At 74.8% G+C, this 21,086-nt stretch carries 22 protein-coding genes, 1 tRNA gene and 1 pseudogene; 8 read left to right on the top strand and 16 right to left on the bottom strand.

Annotated features, from left to right (window positions below; translation table 11 throughout):
- Positions 1-177: 177 nt before the first annotated feature.
- The 13 genes and pseudogenes from ACFPBZ_RS23115 to ACFPBZ_RS23175 all read right to left on the bottom strand — a co-directional run bounded on the left by ACFPBZ_RS23115 (position 178) and on the right by ACFPBZ_RS23175 (position 11,669).
- Positions 178-1,038: a siderophore-interacting protein gene (locus tag ACFPBZ_RS23115; RefSeq protein ID WP_378038463.1), complete on the bottom strand. Its 861-nt coding sequence runs from the start codon at positions 1,036-1,038 to the stop codon at positions 178-180.
- Between the two features lie 125 nt (positions 1,039-1,163).
- A pseudogene (locus ACFPBZ_RS23120) lies at positions 1,164-1,367 on the bottom strand (MbtH family protein); the annotation flags it as partial.
- 41 nt (positions 1,368-1,408) lie between these two features.
- A complete protein-coding gene (locus tag ACFPBZ_RS23125) occupies positions 1,409-1,627 on the bottom strand; it encodes a phosphopantetheine-binding protein (protein WP_378038464.1) in 219 nt (72 codons plus the stop codon).
- Positions 1,628-1,637: 10 nt separating this feature from the next.
- Entirely contained in the window at positions 1,638-2,492 is an 855-nt protein-coding gene (locus tag ACFPBZ_RS23130; RefSeq protein WP_378038465.1) for an ABC transporter ATP-binding protein, read from the bottom strand.
- On the bottom strand, positions 2,474-3,493 hold the full coding sequence (locus tag ACFPBZ_RS23135) for a FecCD family ABC transporter permease (RefSeq protein WP_378038466.1): 1,020 nt from the start codon (positions 3,491-3,493) through the stop codon (positions 2,474-2,476). The genes ACFPBZ_RS23130 and ACFPBZ_RS23135 overlap by 19 nt, the downstream gene beginning before the upstream one ends.
- A 68-nt stretch (positions 3,494-3,561) precedes the next feature.
- Entirely contained in the window at positions 3,562-4,647 is a 1,086-nt protein-coding gene (locus ACFPBZ_RS23140) for a FecCD family ABC transporter permease (protein WP_378038467.1), read from the bottom strand.
- Positions 4,647-5,327: an isochorismatase family protein gene (locus tag ACFPBZ_RS23145; protein WP_378038468.1), complete on the bottom strand. Its 681-nt coding sequence runs from the start codon at positions 5,325-5,327 to the stop codon at positions 4,647-4,649. Before ACFPBZ_RS23145 ends, ACFPBZ_RS23140 begins: the two co-directional genes overlap by 1 nt.
- The gene (locus ACFPBZ_RS23150; protein ID WP_378038469.1) at positions 5,324-6,961 is read right to left on the bottom strand and encodes a (2,3-dihydroxybenzoyl)adenylate synthase; all 1,638 of its coding nucleotides are present in this window, start codon (positions 6,959-6,961) and stop codon (positions 5,324-5,326) included. Before ACFPBZ_RS23150 ends, ACFPBZ_RS23145 begins: the two co-directional genes overlap by 4 nt.
- Positions 6,958-8,253 (bottom strand): isochorismate synthase, encoded by a 1,296-nt coding sequence (locus ACFPBZ_RS23155; RefSeq protein WP_378038470.1) that lies wholly within the window; start codon positions 8,251-8,253, stop codon positions 6,958-6,960. Before ACFPBZ_RS23155 ends, ACFPBZ_RS23150 begins: the two co-directional genes overlap by 4 nt.
- On the bottom strand, positions 8,243-8,998 hold the full coding sequence (locus ACFPBZ_RS23160; protein ID WP_378038471.1) for an SDR family oxidoreductase: 756 nt from the start codon (positions 8,996-8,998) through the stop codon (positions 8,243-8,245). Before ACFPBZ_RS23160 ends, ACFPBZ_RS23155 begins: the two co-directional genes overlap by 11 nt.
- Positions 8,995-10,353: a lysine N(6)-hydroxylase/L-ornithine N(5)-oxygenase family protein gene (locus ACFPBZ_RS23165; RefSeq protein WP_378038472.1), complete on the bottom strand. Its 1,359-nt coding sequence runs from the start codon at positions 10,351-10,353 to the stop codon at positions 8,995-8,997. Before ACFPBZ_RS23165 ends, ACFPBZ_RS23160 begins: the two co-directional genes overlap by 4 nt.
- 235 nt (positions 10,354-10,588) lie before the next feature.
- Positions 10,589-11,206 carry a carboxymuconolactone decarboxylase family protein gene (locus tag ACFPBZ_RS23170; RefSeq protein ID WP_378038473.1) on the bottom strand — a complete coding sequence of 206 codons (618 nt, stop codon included), beginning with the start codon at positions 11,204-11,206 and terminating at the stop codon, positions 10,589-10,591.
- 10 nt (positions 11,207-11,216) lie between these two features.
- Positions 11,217-11,669: a GNAT family N-acetyltransferase gene (locus tag ACFPBZ_RS23175; protein WP_378038474.1), complete on the bottom strand. Its 453-nt coding sequence runs from the start codon at positions 11,667-11,669 to the stop codon at positions 11,217-11,219.
- A gap of 159 nt (positions 11,670-11,828) precedes the next feature.
- On the opposite strand from ACFPBZ_RS23175, the gene ACFPBZ_RS23180 reads away from it, so the two are divergent.
- From ACFPBZ_RS23180 to ACFPBZ_RS23195, 4 genes are all read left to right on the top strand, one after another.
- Entirely contained in the window at positions 11,829-13,454 is a 1,626-nt protein-coding gene (locus tag ACFPBZ_RS23180) for an MDR family MFS transporter (RefSeq protein WP_378038475.1), read from the top strand.
- Positions 13,455-13,526: 72 nt separating this feature from the next.
- Entirely contained in the window at positions 13,527-13,826 is a 300-nt protein-coding gene (locus tag ACFPBZ_RS23185) for a hypothetical protein (RefSeq protein WP_378038476.1), read from the top strand.
- A 91-nt stretch (positions 13,827-13,917) separates the two neighbouring features.
- Positions 13,918-14,271, top strand: a complete 354-nt coding sequence (locus tag ACFPBZ_RS23190; RefSeq protein WP_378038477.1) for a DUF7793 family protein — start codon at positions 13,918-13,920, stop codon at positions 14,269-14,271.
- Positions 14,252-15,754, top strand: coding sequence for a putative bifunctional diguanylate cyclase/phosphodiesterase (locus ACFPBZ_RS23195; protein ID WP_378038478.1), 1,503 nt, complete (start codon positions 14,252-14,254; stop codon positions 15,752-15,754). Before ACFPBZ_RS23190 ends, ACFPBZ_RS23195 begins: the two co-directional genes overlap by 20 nt.
- On the opposite strand, the gene ACFPBZ_RS23200 is transcribed toward ACFPBZ_RS23195, so the two are convergent.
- A complete protein-coding gene (locus ACFPBZ_RS23200) occupies positions 15,751-17,178 on the bottom strand; it encodes an AMP-binding protein (RefSeq protein ID WP_378038479.1) in 1,428 nt (475 codons plus the stop codon). The two genes, ACFPBZ_RS23195 and ACFPBZ_RS23200, sit on opposite strands and share 4 nt — an antisense overlap.
- Positions 17,179-17,226: 48 nt before the next feature.
- Positions 17,227-17,502, bottom strand: a complete 276-nt coding sequence (locus tag ACFPBZ_RS23205; protein WP_378038480.1) for a hypothetical protein — start codon at positions 17,500-17,502, stop codon at positions 17,227-17,229.
- A gap of 762 nt (positions 17,503-18,264) precedes the next feature.
- Between ACFPBZ_RS23205 and ACFPBZ_RS23210 the strand changes: the two genes are divergently transcribed.
- Both ACFPBZ_RS23210 and ACFPBZ_RS23215 read left to right on the top strand, forming a co-directional pair.
- Positions 18,265-19,008, top strand: coding sequence for a C40 family peptidase (locus ACFPBZ_RS23210; RefSeq protein WP_378038481.1), 744 nt, complete (start codon positions 18,265-18,267; stop codon positions 19,006-19,008).
- Between the two features lie 51 nt (positions 19,009-19,059).
- The gene (locus tag ACFPBZ_RS23215) at positions 19,060-20,013 is read left to right on the top strand and encodes an SDR family NAD(P)-dependent oxidoreductase (RefSeq protein ID WP_378038482.1); all 954 of its coding nucleotides are present in this window, start codon (positions 19,060-19,062) and stop codon (positions 20,011-20,013) included.
- 48 nt (positions 20,014-20,061) lie between these two features.
- Here ACFPBZ_RS23215 and ACFPBZ_RS23220 read toward each other — a convergent pair.
- Positions 20,062-20,135: transfer RNA gene (locus ACFPBZ_RS23220), tRNA-Ile, on the bottom strand.
- A gap of 425 nt (positions 20,136-20,560) precedes the next feature.
- On the opposite strand from ACFPBZ_RS23220, the gene ACFPBZ_RS23225 reads away from it, so the two are divergent.
- Positions 20,561-20,755, top strand: a complete 195-nt coding sequence (locus ACFPBZ_RS23225; protein ID WP_378038483.1) for a hypothetical protein — start codon at positions 20,561-20,563, stop codon at positions 20,753-20,755.
- Positions 20,756-20,921: 166 nt separating this feature from the next.
- The gene (locus tag ACFPBZ_RS23230; RefSeq protein ID WP_378038484.1) at positions 20,922-21,086 is read left to right on the top strand and encodes a hypothetical protein; all 165 of its coding nucleotides are present in this window, start codon (positions 20,922-20,924) and stop codon (positions 21,084-21,086) included.

Consider the following 21,086-nt stretch of genomic DNA (forward strand, 5'->3'; position numbering starts at 1 on the left):
CCTTCCCGACGATGCGTCGGTCCCGCCGGCCGTGTGCGTCGCGCAACGCTCCGCGCCCTTCGCGTGGGCGCTCGAGGCTGCGCGAGGAACCACCAGCGCCCACTCGACCCGACACGTCGCACCGCGTGGGCGCTCGAGGCTGCGCGAGGAACCGCCGGCGCCCACTCGGGAGGCGGGTCAGTCCCCCGCGTGGTGGTCGTGGTTGACGACGCCGCGGCGCCAGTACCCGTCGACGTCGACGCAGCGGGAGTCGAGCGCGGGGTGGCTGCGGAGCATGCGGCGCACCGGCTTGAGGGCGCCCGCCTCGCCGGCGACCCAGACGAAGCCGCGGCCGGTCGGGAACTCGAACTCGAAGCCCGCGAGCGCGTCGGCGAGCAGGGTCGACTCCCCGGCGGGGATGCCGTCGCGGTGCAGCCAGACCAGGTCGACGTCGGCGGCCGAGGGCAGTTCCTGCTCCTCCCCCGCGTCGGCGACCTCGATGACCGCCCGGACCGAGACCCCGGCGGGCAGCTCGGCGAGCCAGCGGCCGATGGCGGGCAGGGCGGTCTCGTCGCCGGCGAGGACCAGCCAGTCGAGCGTGGAGTCGACGATCTCCGAGCCGCGCGGCCCGAGCACCCCGACCTTCATCCCCGGCGCCGCCGCGGCCGCCCACGTGGACCCGAGGCCCCCGGCGTGCAGGACCATGTCGATGTCGATCTCGCCGGCGGCCCGGTCGACGCGGCGCAGCGTGTAGTCGCGGAAGGCGCGCGGGGTGCCGGGCGGCGGCGGGATCAGCCCGTTGGGGCCCACCTGCGGCATGACGGGCAGCTCGTCGCCGTCGAGCGGGAAGAAGACCTTCACGTGGTCGGTGGGGGCGCCGCCGAGGAGCTCGGAGAAGTCGCCGGCCAGGGTCACGCGGACCATCCGCGGCGTCAGGGTGACCACGCGGACCACCTCGGCGAGCCGGGGCGTCACGGCGAACAGTCGGCGCTCGACGGGCGCGGGCGCGGCCTCGATCCACGGGTGCGCGGCGGTGGTCACGGTCTCGCTGGTGGTCACTGGTTCCCCCCGGTGGTCGCGCCGATCATCGCGTCAGCGGCTGAGGCTAGGCTTCCTTCTCCGGCTGGGCCGTTCGGGTCAGTGGCCGTGCCGTCAGCGGTCGTCGTGGTGCGGTCGGTGCGCTCCCGGAGGCTCCGCGGCCGCAGGTCGGTCCAGTGCTCCTCGACGTAGGAGACGCACTCGGCGCGCTCGGCACCCTCGTCGCCGTCGCCGAACACGACGGTCCAGCCCGACGGCACCTCCGCGAACACGGGCCACAGACTGTGCTGGTCCTCGTCGTTCACCAGGACCCGGAAGCGGCCCTGCTCGTCGTCGAACGGGTTCGTCATGAGGTGCTCCGCAGCAGGTGGGGGGCAGGGAGGGGGACGGCTCAGGTCCGGTCGAGCAGGCGGGACCAGGCGTCGAGCGTCGGGGTCTCCGCGAGGTCGATGAACCCGACCTCGGCCCCCTCGTCGCGCCAGCGCTCCACGAGGCTCATGAGCCGGATCGAGTCGAGACCCCGGTCGAGGAGGTCGTCGGAGTCCGCGATCTGCTCCGGGGGTTCGCCGAGGGCCTCGGCGACGTCGGCTCGCAACCGTTCCAGGTTCATTGAGGGCACCCTAACCTAAGCGGTCTCCCCTGCCAGTGGCCGCCGCCACATCTCGCGGGGCCCGCCGGGCCTCCCGCGTGGCCGGAACGATCATGGGCGTGCCCGTCTGCGGGTCGGGGATCACCTCGCCGACCAGCCCGAAGACCTCCTCGAGCAACGCCGCGTCGACGATCTGCTCCGGCGGCCCCTGCGCGACGATCTCGCCGGCCCGCATCGCGATCAGGTGCGTGGCGTAGCGGCAGGCGTGGTTGAGGTCGTGGAGCACCGCGACCAGGGTCCGGTCGCCGCCGGCGTGCAGGTCGGCGAGCAGGTCGAGCACCTCGAGCTGGTAGGCGATGTCGAGGAAGGTCGTGGGCTCGTCGAGCAGCAGCAGCGGCGTCGACTGGGCGAGCACCATCGCGATCCACACCCGCTGGCGTTGCCCGCCGGAGAGCTCCCCCACCTCGCGCTCGGCGAGGTCGGCGACCCCCGTGGACGCCATCGCCGCGGCCACCGCCTCCTCGTCGGCCGGTGACCACTGCCGCAGCAGCGACTGGTGCGGGTACCGCCCGCGGGCGACGAGGTCGGACACGGTGATGCCGTCGGGCGCCACGGGGCTCTGCGGCAGCAGCGCGAGCCGCCGCGCGACCTCCTTCGACCCGTACTCGGTGATGGCCTTGTCGTCGAGCAGCACCCGACCGGAGGCGGGCCTGATCATGCGCGCGAGCCCCCGCAGCAGCGTCGACTTCCCGCACGCGTTCGGCCCGACGATCACCGTGAGGGACCCGTCGGGGATCGTGACGTCGAGGCCCGAGATCACGGTCCGCGCGTCGTAGGCGAGCGTGATCCCCTCCGCCTTCAGCCTGGTCACCGGCCCGCCCTCCATTCTCTCGCCAACAGCCACACCAGGTAGAGCCCGCCGATCGCGGCGGTCATCGTCCCGGCCGGGTACTGGGCCGGGGCCGCGAGGCGCTGCCCGAGCACGTCGCCCGCGAGCAGCAGCACCCCGCCGAGCACGCCGGCCGCCACCATGCCCGGCCCGGTGGTCCCGGTCAGGCGCCGGGCCAGCTGCGGCGCGGCCAGCGCGACGAACGCGATGGGGCCGACGGCCGCGGTCGCGAACCCCACGAGCACCACCCCGACGACGAGCGCCACCAGCCGCGTCGACACCACCGGCACGCCGATCGAGCCGGCCGCCTCGTCGCCCATCCCCAGCAGGTCGAGCCGTCGCGACACCGCGAGCGCCGGCACCCCCAGCACCAGCAGGCCCACCGCGACGGTCACCACCGTCGTCCAGTCGCGCCCGTTGAGGTCGCCGACCAGCCACGTCTGCGCCGCCGCCGCGACCGACAGCTCGGAACGCAGGATCAGGAAGTTGTTGAGCGCGATGAGGATGGCGTTGAGCCCGATCCCCACGAGCACGAGGCGGTAGCCGCCGGTCGCGCCGCCGAGCAGCGCGAGGGCGACCCCCGCGGTGACGACCGTCCCGACGACCGCCCCGGTCGCCGTGCCGAGCGCCCCGGCCCCGAACACGACGATCGCGACGAGCGCCCCGGAGGCCGCGCCCGTGGTGAAGCCGAGCAGGTCGGGGCTCGCGAGCGAGTTGCGGGCCAGGGACTGGAACACCGCGCCCGCCACCCCGAGCGTCGCGCCCACCACCAGCGCGAGCACCACCCGCGGCGCCCGCAGCTCGAGCACGACGAACCGCTGCGCGCGCGTGCCGGAGCCGAGCAGGGTGTCGACCACCCCGGAGAGCGGCAGCGGGTAGTCGCCGAGGGTCATCGCGACCGCCCCCAGCAGCACCGCCAGCACCAGCAGCCCGGCCACCACGAGGACCGGCCGGGGCCGCACCCGGATCGACGCCGACCCGAGGACGAGCGTGTGCACTTTCTGACGTCCGACGTCAGCGATGTGCCATCGCTGACGCTCCAGCAGGCCGCTCCCCGGACCACGACTCACAGCGCCACCACCCGGCGTCGGCGGGCGATCGCGAGGAACACCGGGGCCCCGACGAAGGCCGTCACCACGCCCACCTCGAGCTCGGCGGGCGACGCCACCACCCGGCCCACCACGTCGGCGCCGACCACCAGCACCGCGCCGAGCACCATCGAGTACGGCACCACCCAGCGCTGATCGGGGCCCGTCACCGCGCGCGCCAGGTGCGGCACCGCCAGCCCGACGAAGGCGATCGGCCCGCAGACCGCGGTCGCGCCGCCGCAGAGCAGCACGATCGCGAGCCCCGTCACGGCGCGGACCCGGGTGACGCGGACCCCGAGGGCCTTCCCGGTCTCCTCCCCCAGCGCCAGCGCGTTGAGCGACCGGCACACCCCGAGCGCGAGCAGCACGCCGAGCAGCAGGATCGGGCCGACCTGCACGAGCGCGCCGGGGTCGCGGCCGGTCAGCGACCCGACCCGCCACACCCGGAACTGGTCGAACGAGCGCTGGTCGACCAGCACCACCGCGTAGACGATCCCCTGCAGCGACGCCCCGATCGCGGTCCCGGCCAGGGCGAGCCGGGCGGGCGTCGCGCCCGAGCGGCCCGACTGCCCGAGCAGGTAGACGACCACCGCCACGACGGCCGACCCCACCAGCGAGAACCACACGTACCCGGTCACCGACGCCACGCCGAACCCGACGATGCCGAGCACGATCGCCGCCGACGCGCCCCACGTGATCCCGAGGACCCCGGGGTCGGCGAGCGGGTTGCGGGTGAGCGCCTGCATCAGGGCCCCGGCCGCGCCGAGCGCGATCCCCGCGGCGAGCCCGAGCAGGGTCCGCGGGAGGCGCTGGTCGAGCACCACGACCGCGTCGACGCTGCGGGGGTCGGAGGGGTCGCCGAACCGCAGCGCGGGCTCGAGCAGCACGTCGAGCACGTGGCCCGGCGCGATGCCGCGGGAGCCGACCGCGAGCGAGGCGAGGACCGCCACCACCAGCGCCAGGGTCCCGACGACGAGGCCCGCGGCCCGCCGGGATCGTCGGGACCGGGCGGGGGCCGGCGCCGCCGAGGTCGCCGGGCCGGCCGGAGTCGTCGGGGCCGCCATCAGGACGCCGTGACCCCCGAGCGCGCCACCGCGAGCGCCTCCAGCACCTCCGCGGCCGTGCTCACGGTGCCGCAGCGCTGCGCGGTCCACTCGAGCGCCTGGTCGTGGCGGTCGCGGGAGAAGTCGCCCAGGGCGTCGGCGACGAGGAACGGCTGCACGTCGCGCATGAAGGCGTCCACGGCGGTCACCATGCACCCGATGTGCGCGTAGATCCCGGTGACGAGGAGCTGGTCACGTCCCCACCCGGTGAGCCGCTCGGCGAGCGGGCTGCGGGCGAACGCCGAGTACCGCCACTTCGTCAGCACCTCGTCGCCGGGCTGCGGGGCCAGCTCGTCGAGGATGTCGACGATCGCCGGATCCTCGCGGTACGCGGCCGCGGGGCCGGCGCCCCAGAAGTCGTTGAGCAGCGCGCGGTCCTCGGGGGGCTGCTCGCCGGGCTGCGCCGTGTAGACGACCGGGACCCCCGCCGCCCGCGCCGCCGCGAGCAGGGCGGCGACGTGCGGGACGAGCACGCTGAAGGGCTCGGAGTCGCGGGCGAACGGCGCGAGGAAGTAGCGCTGCATGTCGTGGACGAGCAGCACCGCGCGGTCGGGGTCGAGCGTCCAGTGCACCCGTTCGACCGGCAGGTCCCCGGCCCGCGGCATCGCGTAGGGGGCGATCGTGGGGAGGCTGGTGGTCACGAGGTCTCCTCTCGATGGCGCTGCTCGGTATGCCGCTGGGCCAGCGCGGCCCGCAGCTCACGGCGGCTGGTCTTGCCCACCCCGGTCGCGGGGAAGGAGGTCACGACCTCGACGGCGTCGGGCACCTTGTAGGCCGCCACCCCGCGGTCGCGGACGAAGCGGCGCAGGTCGGCCGGGGACGGGGCCTCGTCGGGATCCCGCGGGAGGACGTAGGCGTGCGTGCGCTCGCCGAGGAACTCGTCGGGCACCCCGACCACCGCCGCGTCGAGCACCGCGGCGTGGGCCATGAGGTGGTTCTCGACCTCCTCGGCCGCCACCTTCTCCCCGCCCCGGTTGATCTGCTCCTTCACCCGGCCCGTCACCACGACGTTCCCGCCCGGGTCGAGCCGGACGAGGTCCCCGGTGCGGTAGAAGCCGTCGGCGGTGAACGCGGTCGCGTTGTGCTCGGGCGCCCGGTAGTAGCCGCGGATCGTGTACGGCCCGCGGGTGAGCAGGGCCCCGACCTCGCCCGGGGCCACCTCGCGGTCGTCCGGGCTGTCGGGGTCGACCACGCGCAGCTCGTCGTCGGGCGAGATCGGCCGGCCCTGGGTGTGCAGGACGACGTCGTCGGGGTCGTCGAGGCGCGTGTAGTTGACGAGCCCCTCGGCCATGCCGAACACCTGCTGCAGCGTCGCCCCGAGGGCGGGCCCGATCCGGGCGGCGAGCTCGGAGCCGCACTTCGCGCCGCCCACCTGCAGCACCTCGAGCGTCGGCAGCTCGGGGGAGTTCTTCTCCGCGGCCGCGACCCACACCGCGGCCAGCGGGGGCACCACCGCCGCGATCGTCACGCCCTCGTCGGCGACGAGGCGCAGGCACGTGTCGGGGTCGGGCGACGGCGCGGTGACCACGCACCCGCCCGCGTGCATCACCCCGAGCAGGCCGGGCGAGGACATCGTGAAGTTGTGCGCGGCCGGCAGGGCGGCGAGGAACACCGTCCCCGGGGTGAGCCCGCAGATGTCCGCGCTGGCCCGGACGCTGTAGAGGTAGTCGTCGTGGGTGCGCGGGATGAGCTTGGGCAGGCCCGTCGTCCCGCCCGAGAGCTGCAGGAACGCGACGTCGTCGGGCTCCGGCGCGGACGGCGTCGCCGGCTCGCCGGTCGGCAGGCCCTCGTCGACGACCAGCACCTCCCGCACCGACGCGACGTCCTTCGCGACCCGGCGGGCCGCGTCGGCGTGGTCGTGCCGGTCGTGGCGGGTCACGGTGACCACGGCGACCGCCTCCGCGTGCTCGCAGAAGTAGCGGATCTCCGACTCCCGGTGCGCGGGCAGCGCGAACACGGGGAGCGCGCCGAGGGTGAAGAGGCCCCAGATCACCTCGAGGTACTCGGGGACGTTCGGCAGCCACACCACCACGCGGTCGCCCGGGGCGACGCCGAGCCCGGCCAGGCCCGCGGCCAGGCGCCGCGCGCGGTCGTCGAGCTCGGCGTAGGTCCACCGCTGCCGCTGCCGGTGCACGTCGCGCCCGACGACGGCCGGGCGGCCGCCGTGCTCGCGGGCGGCGGTGGCGAGGAGGTCGGGGAACGTCTGCCCGGTCCAGTACCCGGCGTCGCGGTAGCGCCGGGCGGCCTCGTCGGGATAGGGGTTCTCGAGCTTCACGGGGCGGCCTCCAGACCGAGCGCCGCCAGCAGCGGCCGGAACTTCGCCATCGTCTCGGCCACCTCGGCCTCGGGCCGCGACCCGGACACCACGCCCGCCCCGGCGTGCAGGCGCGCGCGGCGTCCCGAGACCTCGGCACAGCGGATCGTCACGGCCCACTCGCCGTCGCCGGCGTCGTCGCACCAGCCGACGAGCCCGGTGTAGTAGCCGCGCGGGACCTCCTCGAGCCCCGCGATCGCCGCCCGCGCGACGTCGGTGGGGGCCCCGCAGATCGCCGCCGTGGGGTGCAGGGCGATCGCCATCGCGAGCGCGCCGGGGGCGTCGTCGCGCAGCTCGCCCTCGATGCGCGTCGACAGGTGCCACAGCGCCCGGTTCGACGACAGCTCCGGTCCCTCGGGGACGTGCAGGCGCCGGCAGAACGGCGCCAGGCGCTCGGCGACCTGCTCCACCACCAGCGCGTGCTCGTGGAGGTCCTTCGCCGATCCGGCGAGCTCGGCCGCGCGGCGGGCGTCCTCGTCGGGGTCGGGGCTGCGCGGGACCGTGCCCGCGAGCGGGTTCGACACCACGGTGGCGCCGCGGCGGGCCAGGAGCAGCTCCGGGCTCGCGCCGAGCAGCACCGACGGGACCGGCGTCTCCCCCGGCCCGACGGGCCGCGTGACGTCGGCGGCGAAGACGTAGGCCTCCGGGTCGCGCGCGGCGAGCCGGTCGAGCACCTCGTCGACGTCGATCGGCTCCGGGGCGGTGACCCCGAGCGAGCGGGAGAGCACCACCTTCTCGACGAGGCCCTGGTCGATCATCGTGACCGCGCGCCGTACCGCCGTGGCGTAGCCCGCCGGGGTCGGCTCGGTGCGGACGTCCCAGCGCGTCCCGCGCCCGGCGGGCGCCGTGGGCGGGAGGTCGGTGGGAGGGGCGGCCGTGCCGGTCTCCGGGACCTCGGGTCGCGGCTCCCAGGTCCGGCGGTCGGGCACGACGAGGGCCGGCGGCACGGCGCCCAGCACCCGATCGCCCAGGACGTCGCCCCCGGGGACGCCGGTGCCCGCGTCGAAGCCGACCGCGCCGACCAGCAGCGAGCCGGGCCCGGCGGCGGCCAGGGTGCGGGCGGCCGCGTCCGTGACCGGCTCCCCGGCCTCCGGCTCGACGCGCGCCCGGACCCCGTGGGTCCGGACGGTCCCGGCGGCGCCGACGAACACGAAGCGGCCGACGCGGTCGTCGGGATCGGGGACCACCGGCGGCTCGGGCAGCGGCGGCGCCTCGGGCGTGGCGCCGAGCGAGGCGGTCGGGTCACGGTCCAAGGGAGGCACCACCGTCGACGTAGAGGGTCTGGAGGGTGACGTGCCGCGCGGCGTCGGAGAGCAGGAACGCGACGGTCCCGGCGACGTCCTCGGGGTCGGCGACGCGACCCAGCGGGATCCCGAGCTTGAAGTTCTCCGGGGACCCGGCGACGAGGGCCTCGGGGTCGGCCGGCAGGTCCATCCCGTGCAGCATCGGGGTGTCGGTGGAGCCGGGGCAGACGACGTTCGCGCGTACCCCGTGCGGGGCCAGCTCCAGGCCGGTGCACCGGGTGACCGCGAGCGCGGCCGCCTTCGACGCGGCGTAGGCGGCCATCCCGGCGCGCGGGACCCCGGCGGCGTTGGAGGCGACGGTGACGATCGCCCGGCCGGGAGCGGGTGTGGTGCTCCACCGGGAGGCGACCGCCCGGCAGGTGTGCATGACGCCGGTGGCGTTGACCGCGAGGCAGGCCGCCCAGTCGGCGTCGTCGAGCAAACCGACCGCGCCCGTGCGCAGCACCCCGGCCACGTTCGCGAGCCGCGTCAGCGGGCCCAGCGCGTCCTCGGCCCGGGACACCGCGTCCTCGACGGCGGCCGCGTCGGTGACGTCGGCCTGCAGCGCGAGCGCCCCCTCCCCCAGCTCGCGGGCCAGTGTCGTCACCCCGTCGCCGTCGACGTCGAGCAGGGCGACCGGGATGCCGGTCCGCGCGAGGTGCCGGGCCGTCGCGGCCCCGATCCCCCGCGCGGCGCCCGTGACCAGTGCCGTCATCGACCGAGCAGCGAGTCGAGGATCTCCCCGGCGCGCACGGCGCTGTTGGAGAGCAGGGTCGAGGAGATGCCGTGGGAGTGCTCGGTGGGGCCCTGCAGGTAGACCGGCGCGGCGAGCGGGCCGTCGGTGGCGATGCGGTAGTCGCGCTCCACCACCAGCTCGCCGTCGGGCCCGCGCCGGCACCAGGCGCCGACCTCGCCGAGCAGGCCGGTCGGGTCGACGGGCCGGTAGCCGGTGGCGTAGACGACGACGTCGGCGCCCACCGTCTCGGCGGCACCGGTCGGCAGGAACTCGACGTCGATCTCCAGCCCGCCCCGTCCCCAGGCCACGGGGGCCTCGTCGTCGGGAACCCGCAGTTTGGTGACCCGGCTCGCCCGCCGCACGTGCAGGCGGACCTCCCCCGCGACCTTCTCGGCGTAGGAGCGCTTGTAGAGCTCGTCGATCAGCTCGCCGTCGACGCAGGAGTAGTTCGTGTTCGCGTGGTAGTCCATGAGCATTGAGCGGACCTCGGGCGGCGCCTCGTGGAAGTCGTCGACGGCCTCGGGGTCGAAGATGCGGTTGGCGAACGCCGAGTCGTCGGCCGGGCTGTAGCCGTAGCGGGCGAACACGGCGTGGACCTGCGTGCCGGGGCGCTCGTGCAGGTGCGCGGCCGTCTCCGCGGCGCTCTGCCCGGCCCCGACCACGACGAACGTGCGCGGTACCTCCGCGTCGGTCCCGCCCGCGTCGACCTCGGCCAGGCGCGGGAGCAGCTCGCTCGTGTGCCAGACGCGGGGGCCACGCTCGACGCCGTCGGGCAGCGAGGGCTGCAGGCCGCTCGCGACGACGAGGGCGCGGGTGCGGACGGTGCGGGTGGCGCCGTCGCTGCCGACGGAGTCGCGCAGGACGACGTCGAAGGCGGTGACGTCGGCGTCGGGGGCCTCGCGCACCGGGAGGACGGCCACCGCCCGGGTGCCGTAGGAGACGAGGTGCTCGACCCGGCGGGCGGCCCACTCGAAGTAGTCGTGGAACTCGAGGCGCGTGGGGTAGGAGCTGCCGGTGTTGATGAAGTCGGCGACCCGGTCGTGCTCGTGGAGGTAGCAGAGGAACGACGCCGGGCTCGTCGGGTCGCGCATCGTGACGAGGTCCTTGAGGTAGTGCACCTGCATCGTCGCGCCGGGGATCAGCATCCCGCGGTGCCACCCGAACTGCTCCTGCTGCTCGACGAACTCCGCCGCCAGCGAGCCGCCCGCCGCGTTGTGCTCCTCGATCGCGAGGGCGAGCGCCAGGTTCGACGGCCCGAAGCCCACGCCGAGGACGTCGAGCACCACGCCGTCCTGCTGGCCCGCCCCGTCCTGCTGCCCCGACTGCGTGTCCAACCCGGCCTCCTCGTCAGCGACGACCTTAGGGAAGCCTCACCTTGGCCCAGTCCGAATTCAACCGCAAAGTCGGGCCCACCACAGCCCACCGTGACGACTCGTGTACGGCCGGCGAAGGGGGACTGGTCCGGTCGCCGTCGCCACTGGGCCGTCCGGCCGATCACCTTGAAGGAGCGAACGGCACTCCCGCTGCTTCTATGTGCGCGAGAGTGCCGTTCGCTCCGCGAGGGGCGGCCTACGACGCCGGCGGGATCTCCGGGGCCGGCACCTCGAACGCGTTGAGCAGCGCCGAGGTGGCCAGGTACATGCCGATGAGGTGGACCATGTCGAGCACGCCGTCGCGCCCGAAGCTCTCGAGCGCGGCGGCGTAGCTCTCGTCGGAGACCCGGTGGTCGCGGACCAGCTCGGCGGTGAAGCGGTGCGCGGCGAGCTCGTCGGCGCCGAAGCCCTCGGTGGAGCCCGACCGGATGCCCTCGATCACCGTCCCGGAGAGCCCGACGGCCCGGCCCACCGCCACGTGCGCGTAGATCTCGTAGTCGGCGTCCCACGCGACGCCCACGGTGAGGATGACGACCTCGCGGATCGCCTTCGGCAGCGACGAGGTCCGCTGGTCGTTGGCCACCCACCCGTTGAACGCGCGCCCCTGGCCGGGCCGCAGCGCGAGGGCGTTGAACGGGCCGATGAGCCCGCCCGCGTCGTCGGTGGGGGCGAACCCGGAGCGCTCGGCCCACCGCGCAGTCCGCTCGTGGATCTCCGACACGGCGGCGCGCTGGTCGTCGTCCAGGTCGATCGACTCGTTGCGGGGCAGGCGGCCGCCCCAGTCCTTCGCGTCCGCGGCAGGGTGCATCGTCACGAGCCGTGGACTACCCCGCGGGCGGCGGCGTCCACCGGAAGAGCGTGGAGTCGCGGCGCACGAAGCCGCAGCGCTCGTAGAGCCGGATCGCCGACTCGCGCGAGGGCCGGGACGTCAGGTCGACGGTGCGCGCGCCGACCGCGACGGCCCGGTCGAGCGCCGCGCGCACCAGGGCCTCCCCCACCCCGCGGCCGCGCACCACGTCCTCGACCACCACGTCGTCGATGTGCGCCCGCAGGCCGGTCGGCAGCGGGTAGGTCACGAGGGTCAGCGCGCCCACCACCACGGAGTCGACCGTGGCCGTGAGCAGCGTGCACGCCTCGTGCGAGACCACCCAGGCGATCGTCCGCTCGTCGAACGTCGCCGAGCTCGAGAGCTGCGGGAGCAGGCGCTCCATGGCGGCGAGCAGGGCGTCGTCGAGGACGTCGACGGTGTCGATCGCGACGGTCCCGGGCTCGGTCATCGGATCACGGTAGACCCGGCGCTCCGCGCGTCTCCGCGGTCGTCCTCGGTGGCGGTGACACAGCTCTCCCGGATACTTGCTGACACTCACTGCCACGTCCGCGATGCAGCGGGTACCAACGAGCGTTGGCGTCCGTCATCGACCCAGGGAGGACCGGCCGTGTCGACCGACACCGATCTCGACCCCCGGCCCGCCACGGTGGACGCCCCGGTCGCCGACGCCCCGCGCCGTCCCGTGGCCGAGCCGCCGGCGCCCACCCCGGCCCCGGCGCCGCCCGCGTCGGCCGGCAACCCGTGGATCATCCCGCTGCTCGTCCTGGTCGCCGGCATGTTCATGTCGGTCCTCGACATCAGCATCGTCAACGTCGCGATCACGACGATGCAGAACGACTTCGGCGCGACCACCGACGAGATGCAGTGGGTCTCCACGGCGTACTCGCTGGCCGAGGGCGTGGTGGTCCCGGCGAGCGCGTGGCTCGGGACGCGCTACGGCCTGGGTCGCGTCTACACGATCGCGATGGTCTTCTTCGCCCTGTTCTCCACGCTCTGCGGCCTGGCCTGGGACATCAACTCGATCATCGCGTTCCGCGTCCTGCAGGCGATCCCCGGCGGCGTCATCCCCGTGGTCGCGCTGGCGGCGCTCTACAAGATCGTGCCGAAGGACAAGCTCGGCGCCGCGATGGGCATGTACGGCCTCGGCATCATCTTCGCGCCGGCGATCGGCCCGACCCTGGGCGGCTACCTCGTCGAGTACGTCAACTGGCGGCTGATCTTCTTCATCAACGTCCCGATCGGCGTCATCGGCGTCCTCGCGGCGATCTTCTACCTGCCGAAGTTCCCCGCCACCCGCGGTCAGAAGCTCGACGTGCCCGGCTTCGCCGCGGTCGCCGTCGGACTGTTCTCCCTGCTCCTGGCCCTGCACGAGGGCCCGACCTGGGGCTGGACCTCCTACCCGACGCTGATCCTGCTCACCCTCGGGACGCTCTCGCTCGCCCTCTTCGTGGTGATCGAGCTCGAGGTCGACCAGCCGCTGCTCGACCTCCGGGTGTTCACCCACTGGGCGTTCACCAACTCGCTGCTGCTGATCGCGATCATCTCGGTCGGGCTGTTCGGGGTGCTCTTCTACATCCCCGTGTTCCTGCAGCAGTACCAGGGCATGGGCGCGTTCGAGACCGGTCTGCTGCTCCTGCCCCAGGCGCTCGTCATGGCCTTCGTGATGCCGGCGGCCGGCTTCCTCTACGACAAGATCGGCGCCCGCGTCCCCGCGACGATCGGCCTCGCGATCGTCGCCTACACCACCTGGGACCTGGCGAGCCTCACGATCGACGTCTCGCACGGCCACCTCGAGCTGCTCCTCGCGGCCCGCGCGGTCGGCATCGGCCTGGCGATGATGCCGATCATGACCGGCGGGCTCGGCTCGCTGCCGAGCTCGCTCTCGAGCAACGGCAGCGCCGTCAACACGCTCGTGCAGCGGGCCTCCTCGGCGATCGGGCTGGCCGCCATGACCGCGATGATGACGATCCAGCAGGCGCAGGCCTCCGCCGACCGCAGCGGGATGGTCGACTCCTCGGCCATGGGCGGCATGTCCGGCACCGCCGCGGGCGCCTCCGACGGCGCGATGATGCAGCAGTACCAGATGTACTCCCAGCTGCAGAGCCAGGTGTTCACCACCGCGATGAACGACCTGCTCTACGTCACCGCGATCCTCACCGCGATCGGGGTGCCGCTCGCGCTCATGCTCCGGCACGGGAAGCCGGCGCCGTCGGACGCTCCGATGGCCCATTAGGTGAGCACTTGTGAGCACTGATCCGTGTCCAGACGCGGATTAGTGCTCACATGCCGGAGGCACCCCCGGGGCATGGGCCTCAAGGACAAGATGCAGCACGTGGTCGACAGGGCGAAGGGTGAGGACGGCCCGCTCGGGCAGCCCGAGGCCTCTCACCCCTCGGAGCAGGACGTCCCGGCCGACCCGGCCGTCGCGAGCAGCCGGGCGACCGGCGGCGAGCACGAGGGCACCGTCGACGACTCCGGCGCCTTCAGCGACGCCACCTCGGTGACCGGCACTGGCGAGACCGGCGACTTCGTGGGCCGCGTCGCGGGCGACGACCCCGCCTACGCCGGCGAGACCGGCGCGGAAGCGCGACGCGCCGCCGAATAGCCCGAAAGGGTGTAGCAGACTAGCCCGTTCAGCGCAGTGCTTCCGTAAGATCACGGTCGTGGACGACGACTCGGGGGCAACGGGTGACCCCATGACGTTGCGCGTCGACGACCGCGGCGTGCTGCGGCTGGTCTGGGCCCCGCGGCTCCGGATCACCGGTGAGCTGGCGAAGGACTCCGTGCGCTGGGCGGAGGACCTCAGCGACGGGGTCCCCCGCCCGATGCTGGTCGACATCACCGGCGAGGCCGTCACCACGCGCGAGGCCCGGCACGTCTTCGCCGACACCACCTCCGTGGCGCGCCTGGCCCTGCTCGGCCGCTCGGCGGTCAACCGCGTGATCGCCAACTTCACCCTGTCCGTCGATCCACCGGCGATCCCGGTCCGCTACTTCACCGACGAGGCCGCGGCCCTGGAGTGGTTGCTCGATGACGACGCACGCCGGTGAGGACCTGGCCCGCCGGCTCGACGAGCTCGCGGGCTTCGTCGTCGAGCTCGCGGCGGGCCGGCTCGACGCCCGCCTCGACCCCTCCGACGAGTCGGACGAGATCGACGCCATCGTCGTCGGGCTCAACATGCTCGCCGAGCAGCTGCAGGACCTGACCTGCGACCTCGAGGGCCGGGTCGAGAGCCGCACCCGCGAGCTCGCGGACGCGCACGCCGAGCTCGAGCGGCTCGCGCTCAGCGACCCCCTGACCGGGCTCGCCAACCGGACGCTGCTCGCCGCCCGCCTGCGGGCCGCCGGGGCCGGCGTCTCGGTGCTGGTGCTCGACCTCGACGGCTTCAAGGCGGTCAACGACAGCTTCGGGCACGACGTCGGCGACGACCTGCTCGTCGCGATCGGGGCGCGACTGCAGAGCGTGGTGCGCGAGACCGACACCGTCGCCCGGCTCGGCGGGGACGAGTTCGCGATCCTCGTGCGCGACGCCGGGGCCGAGCAGGTCCTCGACGTGGCCGAACGGGTCCGGGCCGCCGTGGCGGCGCCCGTCGTGGTGCACGGGCGCTCCTGCTGGGTGACCGCGAGCATCGGGGTGCGCCTCGGCGGCCGGGTCCCCGAACCCGACACGTACCTGCGCGACGCCGACACCGCCATGTACACCGCGAAGTCCCGCGCCCCCGGCGGCGTCAGCGTGTTCGTCCCGTCGATGCGCCGCGAGGTGCAGGCGAGGACCCGGCTCGCCGACGAGCTGCGCACCGCCCTGGCCACCGACCAGCTCGTGGTGCTCTACCAGCCGATCATCGACCTGGAGACCGGGCGGGTGGCCGCCGTCGAGGCGCTCGCCCGATGGCGGCACCCCGAGCGCGGCTTCCTCACCCCCGACGCCTTCATCTCCGTCGCCGAGGACACGGGTCTGATCACCGCCCTCGACATGTGGGTCCTCGAGGCCGCGTCCACCCAGGTCGCGCACTGGCGCAAGGAGCTCCTCGACGACGAGCCGTTCTCGGTGCACGTCAACGTCTCCCCCGTCGAGCTGCGCGCCCCGGGGTTCGTCGACGGGGTCGTCGACTGCACCCGCCGGCACGGTCTCCGGCCGCAGGACGTGTACCTCGAGATCACCGAGCACCAGCTCCTCGGCGAGGACGCGCTCACCCGCGGCGCCCTCGAGGCCCTGCGCGAGGCGCAGATCGGGGTGGCGATCGACGACTTCGGGACCGGCAGCTCGTCGCTGGGCTACGCCCGCCGCTCCTTCGTCGACGAGGTCAAGATCGACCGCTCGCTGGTGCGCGACCTCGACGTCGACCCCCAGCAGTTCCGCATCACCGCCGCGATCCTCGTGATGGCCCACGCGTTCGACCTCGTCCCCATCGCCGAGGGCGTCCAGACCGCGGGCGAGGCCGAGGCGCTGCGCCAGCTCGGCTGCCGCTACGGGCAGGGCTACTTCTGGGGCGCGCCGATGCCGGCCACCGCGCTGGAGCGTCTGCTGCGCTAGAGGTCCCCGCGCCGGACCTTGCCGGCGTCGTCGCGCAGCGGGTGGTCGACGAACGCGACCGAGCGCGGGATCTTGTGCCGGCTCAGCCGCTGCGCCAGGTGCTCGAGCAGGTCGCCCTCGATCGCCGGGTCCCCCTGGACCACGGCGTGCACCACACGTCCGAGGTCGTCGTCGGGGCGCCCGACGACGACCGCGTCGTGGACCCCGGGGTGCGTCAGCAGCGCCGCCTTGACCTCGGCCGGGTACACGTTCGCCCCGCCCACGACGACCATGTCCGCGCGCCGGTCGGCGAGGTACAGGTAGCCGTCGTCGTCGAAGGAGCCCATGTCGCCGAGGGACTCCCAGCCGTCCGCCTCCCGCGGCTCGGCACCGAGGTAGTGGTAGGTCGGCCCGCCGTCGGGGCGCATCCAGATCTCGCCCACCGTGCCGGTCGGCACCTCGCGGCCGTCGTCGTCGCGGATGCTCATGTGCCCGCGGGTCACCGGCCCCACCGACCCGGGGTGGGCCAGCCAGTCCCGCCCGTCGATCATCGCGCTCGCCTGCGACTCGGTGCCCGAGTAGAGCTCGACGAGGACCTCCGGGCGCGGGAGCCGGGCGAGGAAGCCGCGCTTGACCTCGGGCGGGCACGGGGCCCCGACGTGCAGGGCCGTGCGCAGGCTCGTCAGGTCGGGCCAGGCCTCGTCGGGAAAGGCCTCGTCGGGGAGCCGCAGGATGCGACCCATCATCGTGGGCACCAGGTAGAGCCAGGTGACGCGCTGCTCGGCGACCAGCGCGAGCGTGCGGGCGGCGTCGAAGCGCTGCATGAGCACCACGTGGTGGCCCTGCAGCAGCGCCATGAGGCTGAACATGTAGGGCGCGTTGTGGTGCAGCGGGGCCGTGGCGAGGAAGACCCCGTCGTCGGCGCGGTCGATGCGCAGGCCGTCGGCGCGGGCGAGAACGTGCTCGGTGCAGGCCGCCTGGCCCGAGACGATCACCTTCGGCCGCCCGGTCGACCCCCCGGACGTCGGCGCCTTCCAGCTCGGGCCCACCACCTCGGGCAGCGGGCTGCGGTCGTCGTCCGAGGGCAGCGGCTCGTCGAGGACCAGGGCGGGCTTCCCGACGAGGAGGATGGCCTCGCGTTCGGCCGGTGGCAGCCGCGTCGAGAGCGGCTGCGGGACCGCGCCCAGCTTCCAGGCAGCCACGCTCGCCGCGACGTGGTCGACGGTGTTCGGCAGGGCGATCGCGACGAGGTCGCCACGGGAGACCCCGCGCCCGGCGAAGGCGCGGGCCAGGCCGTTCGTGTGCCGGTCGAGCTCGGCGCGCGTGAGGGTGCTGTCGCCGTCGGAGACCGCCGGGTGGTCGGGGTCGGCCGCGGCGAGCTCGCGCAGCCGGGTGGAGAGCGGCGTGGCGTCCGGGGGCACGGCGGGCTCGGGGAGGCGGCTCACGGGCGCCGATCCTGCGCCTCCCCCGCCCGCATCGCAGAGCTGGTCCGCTCAGCGGCTCCAGGCGGCCCGCGAGCAGGTGCTGCAGACGCGGCGCTGCTCGTCGAGGTCGGCGCCGGCGGCCCAGGCGCGGACGGTCTCGACGTCGGGGGCCCGGCGGTGCACGGGCACGTCGGCGTCGTCGCGGTGGTGGTGCACGGAGCCCTCGGCGAGGGCGGCCGTGAGCGCGTCGACGCCCCGGCGGACGGTCGTGCCGAGGTCGCCGCCGCGGTCGTGGCCGTGGCGGGACCGGGGGATGCCGAGGGCGAGGGACTCGATGACGGTCATGTCCGGGGCAACGGCACGAGGGGCCGCGGGCTTGATCGTCGACCCGACGCGCGGGAGGCCCCGGCAGGTCCACCGGGTCGGGTGACGGCGTCCCCTGTCCCGCCCAGCGTCACGGGTCCGACCCGCCGGTCCTGCCTGCTCGGAGCGGGTGCGGGGTGCGGCATCGGTGGCGGGCCGGCGCGGGTGGCGGAGCGGCGACAGCGGTGCGCGACGTTCCCGGGTTCACCCGAAGGCGTGGCGCGGCGTGGCGGGGTCCGGCCCGTGTGGCAGCGATGGCACTCCGCTGACGCCGGACGTCAATCGGGCGCCACGCTCGATCCGGCCCGACGAGCCGCCCGGCGCCGGTCGATCACGGCTCGGCGCCTGCCCGGATGCGACGACCGGAGCCCGGGGCGCCCCGGACCGGACAGGAGCGCGATGCGCCCGTGCGGCCGGGTGGCCCAACGCTGCTCCGACAGGCCGAGCGCCCGACCCCGGGTCGGCCGCCCGACGTGCACTCCCCCGCGCCGGACGGCACCCGACGGCCTCGTCGGGACGGCATCACGGACCCGACCGCTGGGCGCCGAGGTCACGGAACGGTCTCGCTAGCGTCACGATCGGCCCGTCACCCGACGGGCCGGGCCCGGTCCCGCACCTGGACCGCCGTACCCGTCCGGCGGCCCGCTCCCCCTGGTGTGGTCCGGTCCACCGAGATCGCCCTGCGGTCGAGGACGGGAACGGTGTCACCCCGAGGACGCCGTGGACGACCGAGAAAGTGCCGCCATGCCCGGACGCCACGCTGCGACCGCCGGTCCCCGCTCGCTCCCCCTCTCCCTGTCCGACAGCTCCTCGCTCACCCGCGCCGGCATCGCCGCCGCGCTGGTCACCGCGAGCGCCGCCGCCGTCGCCGGCTCGACCGGCGCCATCCCGTCGTTCGGGTCGGACGTGGCCCCGGCCGCGGCCACGCTGACCACCGACACGCTGGCCTACCCCCCCGCCGCGATCCCGGCTCCCCGCGCGCCGGTGGTCACGCCCGTGGTCGCGTCGGCCCCGGTCGCGAAGGCCGCGCCGGTCACCAAGGAGCCGGCCCGGAAGGCCGCGACGCCCACCAGGGCGAAGGCGAAGGCCAAGGCCGTCCCGACGAAGGCCGCCGCCCCGGCCGCCGCCGCGGGTCTCGGCTCGCTGGGCACCCGGATCGTCTCGAAGGCGGCGTCCTTCGAGGGCACGCCGTACGTCTACGGCGCCACCGGTCCCAGCTCGTTCGACTGCTCGGGCCTCACGAGCTACGTGTTCAAGAAGATGGGGATCAGCATCCCGCGGACCGCGCAGCAGCAGTACGACGCCGCGCAGCACCTGAGTCGCAGCCAGGCGCAGCCGGGCGACCTGATCTTCATGGGCTCGCCGTCGAACATCTACCACGTGGCGATCTACGCCGGGAACGGCAAGATCTGGACGGCGCCCGAGCCCGGCGAGTCGGTCAAGCTCGGGAACCTGTGGGGCAACTGGCACGTCGGCCGCATCCGCTGAGGGTTCCCACCCGGGCGTTTCCGCCGACCGGCCCGCGGCCCATCCGGGTCGATGACACGCACGGGCCGCAGCGGCGGCGCCCTCGTCCTCGGCGCGAGCCGCGGGCTCGGCCTGCTCATCGCGACCGAGCTCGGGCGGGCGGGGTACGACCTCGCGGTCCTGGCCCGCTCGGCCGAGGAGCTCGAGGAGTCCCGACCCGAGCTCGAGGCCACCGGCGCGCAGGTGACGACGCTGCCCGCCGACCTCTCGGTGCGCGCCGAGGCCGAGGCCTGCGTCGACGAGGCCGTGCGTGCGCTCGGCGAGCTCGACGTCGTGATCGCCAACGCCGGGGTGATCCAGGTGGGGCCGCTCGAGGCGATCCCGGTGGACGACCTCGTCCACGTCCACGACAACGTCTTCTGGGCCACCGTCTACCCGGTGCTGCGCGCCGTCGAGGCGATGCGCCCCCGCGGACGGGGACGGATCGGCATCGTCGGGTCGGTCGGCGGCGCGGTCCCGGTGCCGCACCTGCTCGCCTACTCCGCGGCCAAGTTCGCGGTCCGCGGGTTCTCCGAGGGCCTGCGCACCGAGCTCGCCCCGCACGGGATCACCGTGACGACGCTGATGCCCGGCCTCATGCGCACGGGCTCGCCGCCCAACGCGCAGGTCGCGGGCGACCGCGAGCGCGAGTACCGCTGGTTCGCGGCGCTCGACAGCCTCCCGCTGGTCTCGACGAGCGCCCCGCACGCGGCCCGGACGATCGTCGCCGCGACCCTCGCCGGGCGCGCGGAACGGTTCCTCACGCCCGCCGCGATGGTCGGCGCGCGGGTCCACGGCCTCGCGCCGGGTCTCACCACGCGACTGTCGGGCCTCGTCGCGCGCATCCTCCCGGGGCCCGGGCCGAACCCGGAGGCACCCCGGCCGGGCCACGACCTGCCTCCGCAGCCGCGCTGGTTCCGGGCGCTCACGGCCCTGACCGGCCGCGCCCAGGCGGACCACCAGCCGAGCGGGACCGGGCGGAGCTGACGGGGCAGCACGAGGGTCCAGCACCGCGGGCACGACCCGCGCGACCGGTAGGGCAGGTCGGGCTTGAACCGACGTCTAACGGATTATGAGTCCGCTGCTCTGACCAGCTGAGCTACTGCCCCCCACGGCGTCACCCGGTCAGGGGTCCGCCGCGCGCGACACTGTAGTGCCGCCCCACCTGGGCCCGTGCGCCGAGGACCCCGGCGCCCGCCCCACGACGGCGGGGTCGCTGCGGACGGGATGGGACGGCGCGTCGTCGCTCCCGGTCCGCGACCTCATCGGGCGTGTCGGTTGCCGACACGTTTCCGAGACGTACCCGCGACGTCACGGACCGGTCGATCGTCGCGAACCGGGCGAACCCCCCGTGAGCTGCACGGGAGCCACCGGTGACGGCCCCGTGGGCTCGCACCCCGATGATCTTCTCGTTACCGATCCGGCCGGGCCGTCATCGCCGTGGGTGAGCCTTCGTTGCGCCGATCGACACCGACGCGGTGTCCGTCCGGACCAACCACCCGGACGCTGCTCGTCCCTTCGGGAAGGACCCCCCATGCCTTCGAACCGCTCCCTGCGCCTCGGCCTCGCCGCCCTCGTCGGCCCGGCGCTCGCCCTCGGTGTGGCCGCGCCGGCCGCGAACGCCGCCGAGCTCACGCCGGTCGCGCAGTACCTCGACCACACCGTCGCCGACACCGAGGCCGAGGTCGGCGGCGCCCTCGACGCCCTCGGCCTGGAGGCCGCCGAGTAGCCGCCACCGCCGGGCGAGGGCCCGGTCCGGACCGCTCCCCTGGTGTCCGGGCCGGGCCCTCGTACGTGTCGGTCGCGTTGCTTCTCCGCCGGGATCTTTCCCAGCACTGGACAGCGCGCCCGCCGCGGCACACCATCGACGGACCCCACCTCAGGAGGAGGCAGAGATGCGACTGGGACGCCGACTCTCCACCGGGATCGCCGAGGACCCGCCCGTGCCCGCCGAGGTCTCCGAGCCCGTCGCCGCGCTCGACGTCCCGGGCGCGCCGCAGGCCGCCGTGCCCGAGCCCCGCCCGGCCCGCACGCCCGACCCGGCCGTCTCCGGAGGCTGA

The sequence above is a fragment of the Actinomycetospora atypica genome, from assembly GCF_042653685.1.
GTDB lineage: Bacteria > Actinomycetota > Actinomycetes > Mycobacteriales > Pseudonocardiaceae > Actinomycetospora > Actinomycetospora atypica.

Excerpts from the sequence above, each read along its gene's own strand:
- ACFPBZ_RS23190 (WP_378038477.1), top strand. The coding sequence starts at position 13,918 with ATGACGTTGCGCGTCGACGACCGCGGCGTGCTGCGGCTGGTCTGGGCC.
- ACFPBZ_RS23125 (WP_378038464.1), bottom strand. The coding sequence starts at position 1,627 with ATGAACCTGGAACGGTTGCGAGCCGACGTCGCCGAGGCCCTCGGCGAA.
- ACFPBZ_RS23160 (WP_378038471.1), bottom strand. The coding sequence starts at position 8,998 with ATGACGGCACTGGTCACGGGCGCCGCGCGGGGGATCGGGGCCGCGACG.
- ACFPBZ_RS23130 (WP_378038465.1), bottom strand. The coding sequence starts at position 2,492 with ATGGAGGGCGGGCCGGTGACCAGGCTGAAGGCGGAGGGGATCACGCTC.
- ACFPBZ_RS23225 (WP_378038483.1), top strand. The coding sequence starts at position 20,561 with ATGCCTTCGAACCGCTCCCTGCGCCTCGGCCTCGCCGCCCTCGTCGGC.
- ACFPBZ_RS23230 (WP_378038484.1), top strand. The coding sequence starts at position 20,922 with ATGCGACTGGGACGCCGACTCTCCACCGGGATCGCCGAGGACCCGCCC.
- ACFPBZ_RS23205 (WP_378038480.1), bottom strand. The coding sequence starts at position 17,502 with ATGACCGTCATCGAGTCCCTCGCCCTCGGCATCCCCCGGTCCCGCCAC.
- ACFPBZ_RS23215 (WP_378038482.1), top strand. The coding sequence starts at position 19,060 with ATGACACGCACGGGCCGCAGCGGCGGCGCCCTCGTCCTCGGCGCGAGC.
- ACFPBZ_RS23140 (WP_378038467.1), bottom strand. The coding sequence starts at position 4,647 with ATGGCGGCCCCGACGACTCCGGCCGGCCCGGCGACCTCGGCGGCGCCG.
- ACFPBZ_RS23185 (WP_378038476.1), top strand. The coding sequence starts at position 13,527 with ATGGGCCTCAAGGACAAGATGCAGCACGTGGTCGACAGGGCGAAGGGT.
- ACFPBZ_RS23210 (WP_378038481.1), top strand. The coding sequence starts at position 18,265 with ATGCCCGGACGCCACGCTGCGACCGCCGGTCCCCGCTCGCTCCCCCTC.
- ACFPBZ_RS23175 (WP_378038474.1), bottom strand. The coding sequence starts at position 11,669 with ATGACCGAGCCCGGGACCGTCGCGATCGACACCGTCGACGTCCTCGAC.
- ACFPBZ_RS23195 (WP_378038478.1), top strand. The coding sequence starts at position 14,252 with ATGACGACGCACGCCGGTGAGGACCTGGCCCGCCGGCTCGACGAGCTC.